A 16,253-nucleotide genomic window follows, 5' to 3' on the forward strand; every position below is an offset into this window, starting at 1 on the left:
GGCCGGCCTCTGCAATTTTTTGCAAGTCGTGAAGAAATTTGCAAGCAGGCTTTTTCGCCGTGGTGATGCAACCGGACAGGCTGGCGACGATTGACGGCGAAGCGTCGCTCGCGACACGCGCGGCCTGGCTCTATTTCGCCGCCGGGCTGACCCAATCGGAGGTCGCCGACCGCCTCAACATCCAGAGCACCAAGGCGCATCGGCTGATCGCGCGCGCCAGCCGCGAAGGCATGATCCGCGTCTTCGTGGAAGGGCCGGTTGCCGAATGCGTGGCGCTAGAGAACTCGCTGGCCGAGCGCTACGGGCTCACCTTCTGCCGCGTCGCGCCCGATCTCGGCGAGGGCGATCTACCGCTGAAGGCGCTGGCCCTGGAGGGCGCGAGCTTCCTGCGGCAGCTCCTGGAGCGCGGCGAGCACAAGATCATCGGCGTCGGCCATGGCCGCACGCTTGCCGCGATGGTGGAGCAATTGCCGCAGACGCCGGCGCGCGGCGTGCAATTCGTGTCGCTGCTTGGCGGACTGACGCGGAAATTTGCCGCCAATCCGTTCGACGTCATCCATCGTCTCGCCGAGCGCACCGGCGCCGAAGCCTATCTTCTGCCGGTTCCCGTGTTCGCCAATTCCGTCGCCGACCGCGCAGTGCTGATGCAGCAATACGGCATTGCCGACGTGTTTGCGCTCGCCCGCAAGGCCTCGCTCCTCTTCGTCGGCATCGGCCAGATCCACGCCGAAGGCTTTCTGGTCTCAAGCGGCATGATCAAGCCGGACGAGGTCGTGGAATTGAAGCGCGATGGCGCCTGCGCTGATCTGCTCGGCCACTTCTTCAATGCCGACGGCGAGATGCTCGACATCGACCTCTCGGCGCGTGCCACCTCGATGGAGGCGGCCGATTTAAGGAAGCACCGCATCGTCGCCATCGGCGGCGGGCTGGCCAAGGTCACGGCGCTGCGCGCGGTTTTGCGCAGCGGCCTCCTGCACGGCCTCATCATCGATGAGGTGACAGCGCAGGCACTCGCTACCGACAAGCCGGAGGCAACATCCGGCAAAACCAAGAGCAAGAGTCGGAAGGGAAAGTAAACGCGCACCATGGGAGGTTACTATGTACGACCGCGAGAAGAATCTGTTCGATTCCTACGCCGGCAAACGTATCAGCCGGCGCGATCTACTGGACGGAGCCGCCAAGCTCGGCATTGCCGGCGCAGCGGCCAATGCAGGCTTCGCCTCCGCGATGTCGCGGGCGATGGCCGCTGACTTCAACTGGAAGGCCTTTAGCGGCAAGTCCGTCAAGCTGCTGTTGAACAAGCATCCCTACGTCGATGCCATGATCGGCGACCTCGAAGCGTTCAAGACGCTGACGGGCATGAACGTCACCTACGACATCTTCCCCGAGGACGTCTACTTCGACAAGGTGACGGCGGCGCTGTCCTCGAAATCGGATCAGTACGACGCCTTCATGACCGGCGCCTACATGACGTGGACCTATGGTCCGGCCGGCTGGATCGAAGACCTCAACACCTACATCAAGGATCCCGCCAAGACAAACCCGGCCTTCGCCTGGGACGATGTGCTGCCCGGCCTGCGGTCTTCGACCGCCTGGGACGGCGTTGCAGGCTCCGAGCTCGGTTCGGGCAAGGCCAAGCAGTGGTGCATCCCCTGGGGCTACGAGCTCAACAACATCACTTACAACCGCAATATCTTCAGCAAGGTCGGCGTCAAGCCGCCGACGAACCTCGACGAGATGCTCGAGGTGGCGGCGAAGATCACCAAGGATGCAGGCGGCCCCTACGGCGTCGGCGTCCGCGGTTCGCGCTCCTGGGCGACCATCCATCCCGGCTTCCTCTCGGCCTATTCGAACTTCGGCCAGAAGGACTTCGTGATGGAGGGCGGCAAGCTGAAGGCCGCGATGAACACCAAGGCGTCGAAGGACTTTCACGAGAAATGGGTCAAGATGATCCAGACCTCGGGCCCGAAGAACTGGTCGACCTACACCTGGTATCAGGTCGGTACCGACCTCGGCGCGGGCGCGTCCGGCATGATCTTCGACGCCGACATTCTCGGCTACTTCATGAACGGCGGCGACAACAAGGAGAAGGGCAATCTCGGCTACGCGCCGTTTGCCGCCAATCCGGCCGCAAAGGCGCCGACGCCGAACGTCTGGATCTGGTCGCTCGCATTGTCGAGCTTCTCCAAGCAGAAGGATGCGGCCTGGCTGTTCATGCAATGGGCGGCCTCCGTCGAGCACGATCTGTTCGGCGCCCGCAAGATGGACTTCGTCAATCCGGTGCGTGCCTCGGTCTGGAAGGATTCGGAGTTCCGTGACCGCATCGCGAAATCCTATCCCGGCTATCTGGAGCAGCACGACGTCTCGGCCCCGGGCGCCAAGATCTACTTCACGGCGCAGCCACTGTTCTTCGACCTGACCACCGAATGGGCGGCCTCGCTCCAGAAGATGGTCGCCAAGGAGATCAGCGTCGACGAAGGGCTGGACAAGCTCGCCGACAGCATCAATCGCCAGCTTAAACAAGCAGGTCTTGGATGAGCTTGCCTCGGTTGACGCCTTTCGTGGTGTCTTGATTCCTCCGCGCCACGACAACCCGCCGGTTCGGAACGCCTACCCGATCCGGGCCGGCGGTGTTGCAGTGATTATGTGATCTCGTATCATCATGAGCATGGTTCAACTCCTTCAGACCTCCGTGCTTCCGCGCCGCACCACGAGGCTGCGCGGGCGCATGCTGCCCTACCTGCTGAGCCTGCCGGCTCTGCTCGTCTGCATCGCCATCCTCGTGCCGTTCGTGACGGCCGCCGTATATTCACTCCAGCGCTACCGGCTGAACCTGCCTTACCTGCGCGGCTTCATCGGGGTCGACAATTACATCGACTTCCTCTCCGACCCCGCGTTCTGGAATACGCTGCGCATCTCGCTGGTCTATACCGCCTTGACGGTGGTGCTCGAGCTTCTGCTCGGCCTTGGCATCGCCCTGCTTCTGCGGAAGCCGACGCGTTTCCACAATGCGGTGTCGATCATGCTGCTGCTGCCGCTCATGACGGCGCCCGCGATTGCCGCGTTGATGTGGAAGCTGATGACCAATCCGGGCTTTGGCATCCTGTCTTATCTCATCAGCCTGTTCGGCGTGCACGACTTCAAATGGGCGTCGGACCCCTCGAGTGCGCTGTTCACGGTCGTGCTTGTCGACGTCTGGGTCTACACGCCCTTCATCATGATCCTGCTGCTCGCCGGCCTGCGCTCGCTGCCACGCCAGCCGTTCGAGGCCGCGGCGCTCGATGGCGTTCCGGCAAGCTTCGTGTTCTTCCGCATCACGCTGCCGATGCTCGCGCCCTACATCATCACGGCCTCGCTGTTCCGCCTGCTCGATTCCATCCAGCAGTTCGACATCATCTACGCGATGACGCAGGGCGGGCCCGGCGACCGGTTGATGGTGTTCCAGGTCCAGGCCTACCTCGAATTCTTCCAGTACACCAATGTCGGCCGCTCGGCGGCGCTGCTGATGATCCTGTGGCTGATCACCAACATCCTGTCGAACATCTTCATCAAGAACTGGCTGCGGCTGCGCGCACGCGCCCACGGTCACGCGTAAGGGCGAGGAGGCGGCAATGGATCATTCCAGTCTCGCAGGTCGCATCTTCCGGGGCGTGGCGCTGGCGCTGGTGCTCGTCTTCTTCATGTTCCCGATCGCCTGGATCTTCATGATGTCGTTCCAGACGAATGAGCAGATTCTGCGCATTCCGCCGCACATCCTGTTCGAGCCGACGCTTTCCAACTATCAGGCCCTGATCTCGGGCCAGCTCCGTACCACGGCCGGCAATCTCGAGATCTCCTTCATGCGCAACCTCATGAACAGCTTCGTGCTGTCGAGCGCGGCGGTACTCCTGGCCTTGCTGCTCGGTGTGCCCGCGGCCTATGCCTTTGCGCGGTTCAAGTTCCGTCTGGGCGAGAGCATCGCATTCACGCTGCTGTCGTTCCGCTTTGCGCCGCCTCTGCTCGTGCTGCTGCCGCTGTCGCTGTACTACCAGCAGCTCGGGCTTAGCGACACCTATTTCGGCATCGTCTGGGTCTATCAGCTCATCGCGCTTCCCCTGATCCTGTGGATCGTGCGCGGCTATTTCGAGGACATCAGCCCGGACATCGAGCACGCCTATCGACTCGCCGGCCATTCCTGGCGCGAGGCCTTTACCCGCATTGCGGTGCCGCTCGCCGGTCCCGGCATCGCGGCCGCGGGTCTGCTCTCCTTCATCTTCTGCTGGAACAATTTCGTCTTCGCGCTGATCCTGGCTTCCGCCGACAAGCAGCCGGTGACCGTGGGCGCGCTGGCCTTCGTCACGGCCTCCGGCATTCAGTACGGCCAGATCGCGGCTGCCATCGTCCTCTCGGTGACGCCGACGCTACTGCTCGCACTCTATGCGCAGCGCTATCTGGTCGAGGGGCTCTCGCTCGGCGCGGTGAAGGGCTGACACATGGCACGTCTCGAACTCAATTCCGTTGGCAAGGCTTTCGGCGCGGTGCGCTGCGCCGACAACCTGTCGCTGGCGGTCGAGCCCGGCGAGATCGTCGCGGTGTTCGGCCCCTCGGGCAGCGGCAAGACCGTGCTGTTGCGCATGATCGCGGGCATGTTCGAGCCCGACGAGGGAGACATCATGGTCGGCGGCCGCTCCATCGTCGGCGCGCCGCCGGAGCAGCGCGGCATCGGCATGGCTTTCCAGAACTTTGCGCTGTTCCCGCACATGAGCGCGCAGGACAACATCGCGAGCGGTCTGCGGGCCAAGGCCAAGGGCGGGGAGCTGGCCTCGCGGGTGTCGTCGATCAGCCGGTTATTGAAGATCGAGCATGTGCTCGGCCACATGCCCCGCGAATTGTCCAACGGGCAAAAGCAGCGCACGGCGCTGGCGCGTGCGCTGATCGGCAATCCGGAGGTGCTGCTGCTGGACGATCCCTTGCGCAACGTCGATGCCAAGCTGCGCTACGAGATGCGCCTGGAACTGCCGAGCCTGCTCCGCCGGAGCTCGGCATCGGTGCTCTACGTGACCCAGGACTATCGCGAGGCGATGGCGATTGCGGACCGCATCGCGGTGCTGATCGAGGGTCGTCTCGTTCAGGTCGCACGCCCCGAAGAGATTTACGCTCGGCCGGCGTCGGTCGCGGTGGCGCGCCTGTTCGGTGATCCCAGCATCAATCTTGCCGAGGTCACGCCACACGCCGAGCAGGGCGCCCTGACGGCCGAAATTGCCGGAACCAAAGTCAGGCTCGATCCCGTGGATCAGCAGCCAGCCGATCTCAGCCAGTGTTGGCTCGGCGTTCGTCCCGATGATCTCGTCATTACCCGGACAGCGAGCGAGGACGCCGTTCCCGCGCGCATCGTCGCGGTCACGCCGATGCATGAAAGGGCCGTGCTGCTGCTGCGCTTTGCCGATGGCTCTGAATGGCTCGCTGCATTGCCGCCGGATTCGCCGATGGCGAGCGCCGACGACGGCGTCTTCGTCCGCTTTGCGCCGGAGGCGGCACTGTTGTTCGATCGTGCGACCGGGCTCCGGGTTGGTTTGCCGCACCGGCGCCAGGCGGCGTGAGGGAAGCGGACCCATGGCCATGCTCGAAATCAAAAATGTCGACAAGGTCTACAGCAGCCGCGGCAAGCCGCCGGTGCACGCCGTGCGCGCGCTCGACATGGAGGTGAAGAAGGGCGAGATCGTTGCCCTCTTGGGGTCGTCCGGCTGCGGCAAAACCTCGACCTTGCGGATGATCGCAGGCTTCGAGAGCGTGACCTCGGGCGCGATCGCGCTTTCGCAGCGGCGGATCGACGAACTGCCGCCGGCGAAGCGCAAGGTGGCGATGGCCTTCGAGGGCTATTCGCTCTATCCGCCGCTGACGGTACGCGAGAACATCGCCTTTGCGCTCAAGGCACAGCAGCTTTCGCGCAGCGAAATATCGCGTCGGGTCGAGGCGATCGCGCGGCTGGTCGAGATCGAGGATATTCTCGACAGCTTTCCGCGCGCGATCTCGGGAGGGCAGCAGCAGCGTGTGTCGCTGGCGCGTGCCCTGGTGCGGGATGCCGACCTCTATCTGCTCGACGAGCCCATGGGCCAGCTCGAACCGCAACTCCGCGCAGTGCTGCGCGGGCGGATCAAGGGCCTTTTGGCCGAGCGCGGCATGACGGCGATCTTCGTCACCCACGACCAGACCGAGGCGAGCGCGCTGGCCGATCGCATCGCGGTGATGGAGGACGGCGTACTTCAGCAATTCGCCAGCGAAAAGGAACTGAAGAACCGTCCGGCCAATCTCTTTGTAGCCAGCTTCATCGGCGAGCCGCCGATGAATCTGCTGGAGACGGATATCGCACCCACCGATGGTGGCTTCCGCCTGTCGGTTGGCTCCGACATCGCGTTCGCGATTCCAGGTGATGCGTTCGATCAGGCGGCGCGGCAGGCGCTCGCGCAGACCAGGCGGCTCCGGGTCGGCATCCGGCCGCAGAAGGTCGCGGTCGGCACGGGCGATGTCCGCGTGCGCGTCGTGTCCAATCAATGGCTCGGCGACCAGTCGCATGTCGCCGGCGAGTGTGCCGGCCATCTCCTGATCGCGGTGACGCCGAACCGGATCGCGGCGCGGCCGGGGGATGTCATTCCGTTCGCGCTGGAGCCGCGCCATCTTCACATCTTCGGGGCCGACGGCACCTGCATTCGTCACGCGGAGGGGGGCTGACCATGCAGACCTTGCCGCAGCGCGATGTGATCATCGGCGTCGATGCAGGCACGTCTCTGATCAAGACCGTGGCGTTCACACGCGACGGGCGGCAGCTCGGCGATTTCTCCCTGCCCAATACATACACGACCTCGCCCGGCGGCCACGTTGAGCAGGACATGTCGCGGACCTGGACCGACACCGTCGCCGCATTGCGCGGGCTGGTGGCGGCCGCGCCGGATATTTCCCAGCGTCTGGCGGCCATCGCCGTCACGGGGCAGGGTGATGGCACCTGGCTGATCGACGATGACGGCCGCCCGGTCGCGCCCGCGCTGCTCTGGCTGGATTCCCGCGCCGCCAGCCTCGTCGAAGGGATCCGCTCCAGCGAGCGCAATGCCGCGCTCTATCGGCGCACCGGCTCCGGGCTCAACGCCTGCCAGCAGGGGCCGCAACTCGCCTGGCTGCAAGCGCATGCGCCAGAGACGTTGTCCCGGGCCAGGACGGCCTTTCACTGCAAGGATTGGCTCTACTTCCTGCTCACCGGCCAGCGTGCGACCGATCCGTCGGAATCGACTTTCACCTGTGGCGATTTCCGCAAGCGCCGCTTCGATGCGGAGACGGCGCGGCTGATCGGCATCGCCGATTGCGCGGCCCTGTTTCCCGAAGTCGTCGACGGGGTCACGACGACGCATGCGCTGGGTGCGGCTGCTGCGATCGAGACCGGACTTCCCGAGGGCGTGCCGGTCTCGCTCGGCTATGTCGACGTGATCTGCAACGCGCTCGGCGCGGGCCTCTACGATCCTTCACCCGATGTCGGCTGCACCATCATCGGCTCCACCGGCATGCACATGCGGCTCGCCACCAGTGCCGAGGCGGTGACGCTGAACGCCGAGGCGACCGGCTACACCATGCCGTTCCCGGTCGCCGGCCACTACACCCAGATGCAGTCCAACATGGCGGCAACGCTGAACATCGACTGGCTGCTCGATCTTGCGCGTGATCTTTTCGCCGCCGAGGGCGTGGTGCGGTCGCGTGCTGATCTTATCCGCCGCCTGGATGAGAACGTATTGACGGCGAAGGCCGGCGAGCTCTTGTTCCACCCCTTCATCTCCGATGCCGGCGAGCGCGGGCCATTCGTTGCGCATGAGGCTTGCGCACAACTGATCGGTCTGCGGTCGCGTCATGGCTATTGGGACTTGATGCGTGCCGTGATGGAAGGGCTCGCCTTCGCCGCTCGCGATTGCTATGCCGCGATGGGAGCGTTGCCGGGCGAGGTGCGGATCACCGGTGGCGCGGCGCGCAGCCGCGCGCTCGGAGCCATCCTTGGGGCCGCGCTCGAATGCAATGTGCGCGTCTGTAGCCGCGGCGAAGCCGGGGCGGCTGGCGCTGCGATGATTGCGGCCGTCGCAACCGGCCTTTATTCCGATATGACCAGTTGTGCTGAGGATTGGGTGAGACCGTATTTGAACGAACGACAAACACCAGATGCAGCATTGGCCGCGCGCTATGCGAAAATGTTTCCGGCCTATCTGGAGGCAAGACTGGCGTCTCGGCCGGTCTGGAAGCAGCTCGCGGCGCTGCGTGCGGGAGCCGGTCATGTCTAGCTCCATCGCCATCGTCGGTGATCGCTTCATGCTGCCGTCGGTCTTCGCCGAGAAGATCACCGCCGCCTGCGGAAACGGCGTCGACATCCGCCTTCTGGAGCAGCCCTGGCCGGACGAGCCGATGGAGCACGGCTATGCCGGCTCGAAGCTCGATGGGCTGAAGGAGTTCATGGGCGATCCGGACGAGGTCGCGGAGTTCATCGGCGACGCGGCACTACTCGTCACGCACCTCGCACCGATCTCGCGGTCGATGCTGGAGCGTTTGCCGAACCTCAAATTCATTGCGGTCTCGCGTGGCGGTCCCGTCAATATCGACATGCAGGCGACACGCGATCACGGGGTGATCGTCGTGAATACTCCGGGTCGCAACGCGAGCGCAGTCGCCGAGTTTACCATCGGCGCCATTCTCGCCGAGACGCGCCTGATCCGCAGCGGCCACGAATCCCTGCGCAGTGGCGAATGGCGCGGCGATCTCTATCGCGCCGACCGCACCGGGCGCGAGCTCGGCGAGATGACGGTCGGCATCGTCGGTTATGGCGCGATCGGCACGCGCGTGGTGAAGCTGCTCAAGGCGTTCGGCTGCAGGATCCTGGTCGCCGATCCCTACGTTCAGCTCAGTGCGCAGGACCGCAGTGACGGCGTCGAGCATGTCGGCCTGGCCGAATTGCTGGCGCGCGCCGACGTCATCAGCCTGCATGCGCGGGTCACCGCCGAAACGACGGGCTTCATCGATCGCGCGGCGCTCGATCAGGTCAAACCCGGTGCGTTGCTGATCAACACGGCGCGCGGCCCGCTGGTCGACTATCAGGCACTCTTCGATGTCTTGTCTTCGGGGCGCCTTGGCGGCGCGATGCTCGACACGTTTGCGGTCGAGCCGGTGCCGCCGGATTGGCCGCTTCTGCAACTGCCGAACGTCACGCTGACGCCGCATATCGCAGGCGCCTCCTTGCGCACCGTCACCATTGCTGCCGATCAGGCCGCGGAAGAAGTTCGCCGCTATCTCGCCGGCGAGCCGCCGCTCAACCCTTGCTGAAGACGAAAGGTGTTTCGACATGACCCGTGAGGAGCGACAGTTACGCGAAGCGATCATCGCCAAATGCCGGTGGATGAACGCCTCGGGTCTTAACCAGGGGACGTCAGGCAATATCTCGGCCCGCTACAGGGACCGGATGCTGATCACGCCGTCGGCGACGCCGTATGACGCGATGAAGCCGGAGATGATCGCGTCGATGCCGCTCGAGGGCGAATATGGCTCCTGGGAAGGACCGCTCCAGCCGTCCACCGAATGGCGCTTTCATCTCGATATCATGCGCGGGCGGCCGGATGTCGGCGGTGTCGTCCACACTCACTCGACCTACGCGACCGTGCTCGCGATCGCCCGCAAGCCGATTCCCGCGTGTCACTACATGATGGCGGCGTTCGGCGGCAACGACGTCCGCTGCGCGGGCTATGCGCGGTATGGGACCGCCGAGCTATCCGAACTCGCTCTGCAAGCGCTCGATGGCCGCAACGGCTGCCTGCTCGCCAATCATGGCATGATCGCGGTGGGGGCCAATCTCGACAAGGCGATGTGGCTCGCCGTCGAGCTCGAGACTATCGCGCGGCAATACTATCTCTCGCTTGCGCTTGGCGCGCCGCATATTCTGAGCGAGGCGGAGATCGCGGAAACGGCGAGGGGATTCTCGACTTACGGATTGCAGGCGCCCAAGCCTAAGTCGAAGCCTGAATCGAAGACTAAGTCGAAGGCCAAATCGAATCCAAAGCCGGCGAAGGCGGCGGCACGGCAGCGGGTTGAGAAAAAGCGCAGCGGAAAGCGATGACGTCGCCTGACGCGGGCAGGGATCACGGGCTCGTCGACCTCGCGATCATCGGTGGTGGCATCAACGGCGCCGGTATCGCCCGCGATGCGGCGGGGCGCGGGCTGAAGGTCCTGCTCTGCGAGAAGGACGATTTCGCCGAAGGCACCTCGTCGCGTTCTGGCAAGCTCGTGCATGGCGGGCTGCGCTATCTCGAATATTACGAGTTTCGCCTGGTCCGCGAGGCCCTGATCGAGCGCGAGGTCCTGCTCGCATCGGCCCCGCACATCATCTGGCCGATGCGCTTCGTGCTGCCGCACTCCCCGGAGCAACGGCCAGCCTGGCTGGTCCGCACCGGCCTGTTCCTCTACGACCATCTCGGCGGCCGCAAGCGCTTGCCTGCGAGCCGCGGGCTCGACCTCGCCCATGCGCCGGAGGGCGCGCCGCTGCGTGCCGAATTTCGCCGCGGCTTTGAATATTCGGATTGCTGGGTCGACGATGCCAGGCTCGTGATCCTCAATTTGATCGATGCCGCAGAGAGTGGCGCCAAGATCCTGCCGCGCACCCGCGCGGTGAGCGCGCGCCGGGAAGGGGACGTCTGGCAGTTGGAGATGCAGGGCGGGGACGGCGGCACGCAGATCGTTCGCGCGCGCGCCCTCGTCAATGCGGCAGGCCCCTGGGTGCAGGACGTCGTGCAGGGTGTCGCGGGCTTCAACTCTTCGCACAATGTCCGGCTGGTCAAGGGAAGCCACGTGGTGGTGCCGAAATTCTGGAGCGGGCCGCAAGCCTATTTGCTTCAGAACGAGGATCGCCGCGTCATCTTCGTCAATCCCTATGAGGACGATCTCGCGCTGATCGGCACCACGGACATTCCTTACGACGGTCGCGCCGAGGACGTCGCGATCGACGAGGGCGAGACGGACTATCTGCTCAAGGTCCTGAGCCGTTACTTCCGGGCTCCGCCGCGCCGAAACGAAGTGGTTCATGCCTTCTCCGGGGTGCGCCCGCTCTATGACGACAACGCGGACAATCCGTCGGCGGTGACGCGCGATTATGTATTCGAGGTTCACGGTACGCCCGACACGCCGCCGCTGCTGTCGATCTTCGGCGGCAAGATCACGACCTATCGCCGGCTCGCCGAGCATGCGCTGGGGCGCCTGGAGGCCTGGTTTCCAAAGATGGCGCCGGCATGGACGGCGGGAGCGCCGCTGCCCGGCGGCGATATCGGCGCCCCTTTCGACAACTTCGTCGTCGGTCTCGCGCACGATTACCCCGATCTTCCGCGCAAGCTGATCCATCACTATGCGCGCCTGTATGGGACGCGTGCCCGTGAACTTCTGGGCTCGGCGCGCATCTCCGCCGATCTCGGACGTCATTTTGGCGGCGACTTCTATGAACGCGAAGCGGCGTATTTGCGCGAGAAAGAGTGGGCCAAAAGCCCGGCCGACTTCCTGGACCGGCGTACCAAGCATGGGCTGCATCTGACGCCGGCCCAGCGGGAGGCGTTTGAGACCAAAATCTAGGCTTGCCCCCGAGTATGACGGTTCTATAAAAAGATCATACCGGGGTGCGGTCGGATGGAGCGGGACGGGTGACGAAGTGGTCTGGGCAGGGGGACACATCCGGCACCCTGCTGCTGTTCGCGGGACTCATCCTGGCCAACATCGCGGCCTGGATCTGGGCCTTCGCGCTGTTCGCCGACCGGCCCGCGGTGATGGCGACTGCGCTGCTGGCCTGGGTGTTTGGCTTGCGCCATGCCGTCGATGCCGATCACATCGCGGCCATAGACAATGTCGTGCGCAAGCTGATGCATGCGGGCGAGGCGCCGAAAAGCGCCGGGCTCTATTTCGCGCTCGGCCATTCCACGGTCGTGCTCGTCGCCACGCTGCTGCTCTGCCTCGGCGTGGTGAGCTTCGGCGGCGATAGCCTGCTCAGGAACGTCGGCGGCTTGATCGGCACCTCGGTGTCTGCCCTCTTTCTGCTCCTGATCGCCGTGGTCAATCTCATCATCTTCGTCGGCCTGTGGCGGACGCTGCGCAAGGTCCGCGCCCATGGCATCCATGATGCAGACGGCATCGAGGCACTGCTGGCCGGCCGCGGCTTTCTGGCGCGTCTGCTCGCGCCGATGTTCCGCATGGTCTCGAAATCCCGCCACATGTATCCGCTCGGCTTTCTGTTCGGGCTCGGCTTCGACACCGCGACCGAGATCGGGCTCTTGAGCATCTCGGCGACGGAAGCCGCGCGCGGCGCCTCGCTGTCAGATGTGCTGGTGTTTCCTGCACTGTTCGCAGCCGGCATGGCGCTGGTCGATACCGCCGACTCGACGCTGATGGTGAGTGCCTATCGCTGGGCCTTCGTCGATCCCATGCGCAAGCTCTGGTACAACCTCACCATCACCGGCGCCTCCGTGATGGTGGCGCTGTTCATCGGCGGGGTGGAGGCGCTCGGCCTGATCGGCCAGCGTTTTGGCCTCGATGGTGGGCCGTGGACGCTGATCGAAAGCCTCAACGGCTCGCTCGCCAATTTCGGCTTCGCGGTGATCGCCCTGTTCGTGCTCGCCTGGATCGTCTCGATCGTTTGCTATCGCACCGCCTTTGCGCGCCGTACCGGGTCCGACGTTCTGGAATGCACTGATGTTGCCGAGGCGACGTGATGCCGTTGGGTGCGACTGGCGATACGGCGCGCTATCATTGATCTCGGCCTGCGTTGTGGCTTGCAGCGGCTGCCGCGCCGAGGCGCAAGATAGCACCACGTCACGCGAGCTGCCGCCGATCCAGGTGACGAGCGGGGATGCGGCGCGGCCAAAGAAGCGGTCATCACCGCGTCGTGCCAGCAAGCCGGCGCCGGCCAATCGAAATATCGTGGCACAGCCCGCGACCGCAGCAGGATCGGACGGGCGCAGCGTGGCCTCCGGCGCAAACGCGCCGCCGAGCATGGCGAGCGAGGTCAGGGTCTCGGGCGAAGATCTCAACGCACGTCCCGTCGCCCGTCCAGGCGAACTGCTGGAGGCGGTGCCCGGCCTGATCGTGACCCAGCACTCCGGCGAGGGCAAAGCCAACCAGTATTTCCTGCGCGGCTATAACCTCGATCACGGCACCGACCTTGCGATCTATGTCGACGATGTGCCCGTCAACATGCGCACGCACGCGCACGGCCAGGGCTATGCCGACCTCAACTGGCTGATCCCGGAAACGGTCGCCGCGATGGACGTGGGCAAGGGGCCGTATTTTGCCGATGAGGGTGATTTCTCCTCCGTCGGCAGCGTGCATATCGGCCTGATCGACCGCACCGTGAAGGGCCTGGCGCAGGTGACCGCCGGCAGCTTCGGCTATCGCCGCTTCCTTGGCATGGATTCAGTGAAGCTCGGCGACGGCTCGCTGCTGATCGCAGGCGAGGCCGGCACCTACGATGGCCCGTGGGACAATCCCGACAACATGCGCAAGCTCAACGGGCTGATGCGCTACAGCCAGGGCACCGCGACCGACGGCGTCTCGATCACCGGCATGGCCTATGCCAACAAATGGAATTCGACCGATCAGGTGCCGCAACGCGCGATCACCTCCGGCTTGCTCGATCGCTTCGGATCCGAGGATCCGAGCGATGGCGGCAACACCAATCGCTTCGCGCTGTCGGCCCGGGTCGCGCAAAGCGACGATAAAGGGGCGTGGAAGGCAAACGCGTATGTCGTCAAGAGCGAGCTCGATCTCTACAACAATTTCACCTATGTCCTAAGCGATCAGACCTTTGGCGATCAGTTCCACCAGCATGACGACCGGCTGATGGCAGGCGGCAACATCGCGCGCACGCTGAACGGATCGTTCGCAGGTCTGCCGGTCGAAACCACCATCGGCCTGCAATCGCGCTACGATGCGATCGATCTCGCCTTGACGCGAACGTTTCAGCGCGACTTCCTGTCGAATATCCGCAGCGACAAGGTTGGAGAGGGCAGTGTCGGCGTCTACGCCGAGAGCACTGTGCGCTGGACAGGCTGGCTTCGGACCACCGCCGGCTGGCGCGGCGATTACTACGCCGCTGATGTCGCCTCGCTGTATGACGCAAATAACAGCGGCCACGCCAACGCCGCGATCGGCAGCCCGAAGTTCCGGATGGTGCTCGGTCCCTTTGACAAGACCGAGTTCTTCCTCGGTGCCGGCTACGGCATGCACTCGAACGACGCGCGCGGCGCGACGGCGACGGAAGATCCGAGCGATCCCGGCACCAAGCTCTCGCCGTCACCGCTGCTGGTGCGCACCAAAGGTGCGGAGATCGGCGTGCGCAGCAGGGTCATTCCGGATCTCGACACGTCGCTCAGCGTCTTCATGCTCGACCAGGACTCCGAGATCCTGTTCTCGGGCGATGCCGGCGACACCACGGCAAGCCGTGCCAGCCGCCGTTACGGCTTCGAGTGGACCAACCATTATCGCCCAAGATCGTGGATCGACCTCGACGCCGATCTGGCGATGACACATGCGCGCTTTCGCGGCTACGACAGCGAGCAGGCGCAGGTCTATGCCTCGCTCGTAGGCTTCCCCGAGGCGCAGATCGGCAACGCGCCGGGCAACTACATTCCGAATGCGCCGGCCATGGTGGCGTCCGCGGGCGTCACGCTCGGTGAGAAGACCGGCTGGTTCGGCGCCATGCGGTGGCGCTATCTCGCCTCCAGTCCGCTGACCGAGGATAACGCGTTCCGCTCGCAGCCGACCAGCATCGTCAATGCGCGGCTCGGTTACAGGACCGACAATGGCTGGCGCATCCAGCTCGACGTGCTCAATCTCTTCAACACCAAAGCGAACCAGATCACCTATGCCTACGGCTCGCTGCTGAAGACGGATTCCCTCTACAATCTCTGCTATGTGCAGCAGACCGCGCCGGCGGCGGTGTGCCGGAATGGCGTGATGGACTATGTGCTGCACCCGGTCGAGCCGCTGACCTTCCGGGTGACGATGGCCGGCGCGTTCTAAGGGCAATGCGATCGAAGTCCCGGTTCGGGGAGCGGCGAGCATTGATCTGGGTCAACAGGATCGAGCGAAGCCGACCGATATCTGTGCGAAGGCTGCATTGAGATGAGAGTCCGCCGTGAAGACGCTCCGCCAGCTCTTGTCCGCAGAAGATATCATCCAGCTCCTGATCCGGCTGGGCTTGCTTGCTCTGCTGATCATCTGGACGTTCGTCATTATCCGTCCCTTCGTGTCGATCCTGACCTGGAGCGCGGTCCTTGCGGTCGCGTTCTATCCCGCCTTCAGCTGGCTCGCGAAATTGCTCGGCGGGCGTCCCCGGACCGCGGCAGCGATCCTGACGCTCGTCGCGCTCGGCATCGTTCTGGGGCCGGCCGCCTGGCTCGGCGTGAGCGCAGTGGAGGGCGTGAAGGATCTGGCGAGCCAGCTCGGCACCGGTGATCTCGCCCTTCCGCCGGCGCCGGAACAGGTCAAAACGTGGCCATTGATCGGCCCGCAGCTCTATGAATTCTGGGATCTGGCCTACACCAACGTGCGAGCGGTGTTGCGTGAGGTGGCACCCTATTTGAAGCCGCTCGCGGGGCCGCTGCTGTCATTCGCAGGCGATGCCGGGCTTGGCACGCTTCAGTTCCTGGTGTCCGTCTTCGTCTCCGGCATTCTCCTTCCCTTCGGGCCGCAACTCGTGGCGGTGACCCGTGGTTTCCTGTCGCGGATCGTGCCCGAGCAGAGCGAGCATTTTCTGGCACTTGCGGGTGCGACTATCCGGGCGGTGGCGCAGGGCGTGATCGGCGTCGCGATCATTCAGGCCTTGCTGGCCGGTATCGGTTTCAAGCTCGCCGACATCCCAAGCGCCGGCCTGCTGGCCTTCGTCGTCCTGCTGCTGTCGATCGTGCAGATCGGCCCGCTCATCGTCCTCCTGCCCGTGGTCATCTGGATCTGGACGGACAAGGATGTGACGACGGCGTTGCTGCTGACGGTGTTTCTCGTCCTTGTCGGCTTCCTCGACAACATCCTGAAGCCGCTCGTGATGGGACGCGGTCTGACCACGCCGACGCTGGTGATCCTGATCGGCGTGATCGGAGGAACGCTGGCACACGGCATCATCGGACTCTTCATCGGGCCGATCATTCTATCGGTGGCCTGGGAACTCGCCGTGGCGTGGATCCGTATCGACAGCGGCGCGCCGGTGCGAAAAACGACAGGCGACTGAA

At 64.5% G+C, this 16,253-nt stretch carries 13 protein-coding genes; all 13 read left to right on the plus strand.

Annotated elements, in window-relative coordinates; all coding sequences use genetic code 11:
* Positions 1-65: 65 nt before the first annotated feature.
* The 13 genes from ACV1FX_RS06315 to ACV1FX_RS06375 all read left to right on the plus strand — a co-directional run bounded on the left by ACV1FX_RS06315 (position 66) and on the right by ACV1FX_RS06375 (position 16,252).
* Positions 66-1,076 (plus strand): sugar-binding transcriptional regulator, encoded by a 1,011-nt coding sequence (locus tag ACV1FX_RS06315; RefSeq protein WP_473116836.1) that lies wholly within the window; start codon positions 66-68, stop codon positions 1,074-1,076.
* A gap of 22 nt (positions 1,077-1,098) precedes the next feature.
* The gene (locus ACV1FX_RS06320) at positions 1,099-2,538 is read left to right on the plus strand and encodes an extracellular solute-binding protein (RefSeq protein WP_473116695.1); all 1,440 of its coding nucleotides are present in this window, start codon (positions 1,099-1,101) and stop codon (positions 2,536-2,538) included.
* 130 nt (positions 2,539-2,668) lie between these two features.
* The gene (locus tag ACV1FX_RS06325) at positions 2,669-3,595 is read left to right on the plus strand and encodes a carbohydrate ABC transporter permease (protein WP_473116837.1); all 927 of its coding nucleotides are present in this window, start codon (positions 2,669-2,671) and stop codon (positions 3,593-3,595) included.
* Positions 3,596-3,611: 16 nt separating this feature from the next.
* Positions 3,612-4,469: a carbohydrate ABC transporter permease gene (locus ACV1FX_RS06330; protein ID WP_473116696.1), complete on the plus strand. Its 858-nt coding sequence runs from the start codon at positions 3,612-3,614 to the stop codon at positions 4,467-4,469.
* A gap of 3 nt (positions 4,470-4,472) precedes the next feature.
* Positions 4,473-5,579 (plus strand): ABC transporter ATP-binding protein, encoded by a 1,107-nt coding sequence (locus tag ACV1FX_RS06335; RefSeq protein WP_473116697.1) that lies wholly within the window; start codon positions 4,473-4,475, stop codon positions 5,577-5,579.
* A 19-nt stretch (positions 5,580-5,598) separates the two neighbouring features.
* Entirely contained in the window at positions 5,599-6,708 is a 1,110-nt protein-coding gene (locus tag ACV1FX_RS06340; RefSeq protein ID WP_473116838.1) for an ABC transporter ATP-binding protein, read from the plus strand.
* A gap of 2 nt (positions 6,709-6,710) precedes the next feature.
* Positions 6,711-8,291, plus strand: a complete 1,581-nt coding sequence (locus tag ACV1FX_RS06345) for an FGGY family carbohydrate kinase (protein WP_473116698.1) — start codon at positions 6,711-6,713, stop codon at positions 8,289-8,291.
* Positions 8,284-9,324: a 2-hydroxyacid dehydrogenase gene (locus ACV1FX_RS06350; protein ID WP_473116699.1), complete on the plus strand. Its 1,041-nt coding sequence runs from the start codon at positions 8,284-8,286 to the stop codon at positions 9,322-9,324. Before ACV1FX_RS06345 ends, ACV1FX_RS06350 begins: the two co-directional genes overlap by 8 nt.
* 19 nt (positions 9,325-9,343) lie before the next feature.
* Positions 9,344-10,111 (plus strand): class II aldolase/adducin family protein, encoded by a 768-nt coding sequence (locus ACV1FX_RS06355; protein ID WP_473116700.1) that lies wholly within the window; start codon positions 9,344-9,346, stop codon positions 10,109-10,111.
* Positions 10,108-11,610 (plus strand): glycerol-3-phosphate dehydrogenase, encoded by a 1,503-nt coding sequence (locus tag ACV1FX_RS06360; RefSeq protein ID WP_473116701.1) that lies wholly within the window; start codon positions 10,108-10,110, stop codon positions 11,608-11,610. The genes ACV1FX_RS06355 and ACV1FX_RS06360 overlap by 4 nt, the downstream gene beginning before the upstream one ends.
* Positions 11,611-11,678: 68 nt before the next feature.
* On the plus strand, positions 11,679-12,740 hold the full coding sequence (locus ACV1FX_RS06365) for a HoxN/HupN/NixA family nickel/cobalt transporter (RefSeq protein ID WP_473116702.1): 1,062 nt from the start codon (positions 11,679-11,681) through the stop codon (positions 12,738-12,740).
* The gene (locus tag ACV1FX_RS06370) at positions 12,721-15,048 is read left to right on the plus strand and encodes a TonB-dependent receptor (RefSeq protein WP_473116703.1); all 2,328 of its coding nucleotides are present in this window, start codon (positions 12,721-12,723) and stop codon (positions 15,046-15,048) included. The genes ACV1FX_RS06365 and ACV1FX_RS06370 overlap by 20 nt, the downstream gene beginning before the upstream one ends.
* A gap of 115 nt (positions 15,049-15,163) precedes the next feature.
* Complete coding sequence (locus ACV1FX_RS06375) at positions 15,164-16,252, plus strand: AI-2E family transporter (RefSeq protein ID WP_473116704.1); 1,089 nt, start codon at positions 15,164-15,166, stop codon at positions 16,250-16,252.
* The last annotated feature ends 1 nt before the right edge of the window (position 16,253 follow it).

The sequence above is a fragment of the Bradyrhizobium ingae genome, assembly GCF_055791185.1.

Bases quoted from the DNA above. Each gene is read 5' to 3' on its own strand.
- ACV1FX_RS06360 (WP_473116701.1), top strand. From the start codon at position 10,108: ATGACGTCGCCTGACGCGGGCAGGGATCACGGGCTCGTCGACCTCGCG.
- ACV1FX_RS06355 (WP_473116700.1), top strand. From the start codon at position 9,344: ATGACCCGTGAGGAGCGACAGTTACGCGAAGCGATCATCGCCAAATGC.
- ACV1FX_RS06335 (WP_473116697.1), top strand. From the start codon at position 4,473: ATGGCACGTCTCGAACTCAATTCCGTTGGCAAGGCTTTCGGCGCGGTG.
- ACV1FX_RS06345 (WP_473116698.1), top strand. From the start codon at position 6,711: ATGCAGACCTTGCCGCAGCGCGATGTGATCATCGGCGTCGATGCAGGC.
- ACV1FX_RS06315 (WP_473116836.1), top strand. From the start codon at position 66: ATGCAACCGGACAGGCTGGCGACGATTGACGGCGAAGCGTCGCTCGCG.
- ACV1FX_RS06320 (WP_473116695.1), top strand. From the start codon at position 1,099: ATGTACGACCGCGAGAAGAATCTGTTCGATTCCTACGCCGGCAAACGT.
- ACV1FX_RS06370 (WP_473116703.1), top strand. From the start codon at position 12,721: ATGTTGCCGAGGCGACGTGATGCCGTTGGGTGCGACTGGCGATACGGC.
- ACV1FX_RS06330 (WP_473116696.1), top strand. From the start codon at position 3,612: ATGGATCATTCCAGTCTCGCAGGTCGCATCTTCCGGGGCGTGGCGCTG.
- ACV1FX_RS06350 (WP_473116699.1), top strand. From the start codon at position 8,284: ATGTCTAGCTCCATCGCCATCGTCGGTGATCGCTTCATGCTGCCGTCG.
- ACV1FX_RS06325 (WP_473116837.1), top strand. From the start codon at position 2,669: ATGGTTCAACTCCTTCAGACCTCCGTGCTTCCGCGCCGCACCACGAGG.
- ACV1FX_RS06340 (WP_473116838.1), top strand. From the start codon at position 5,599: ATGCTCGAAATCAAAAATGTCGACAAGGTCTACAGCAGCCGCGGCAAG.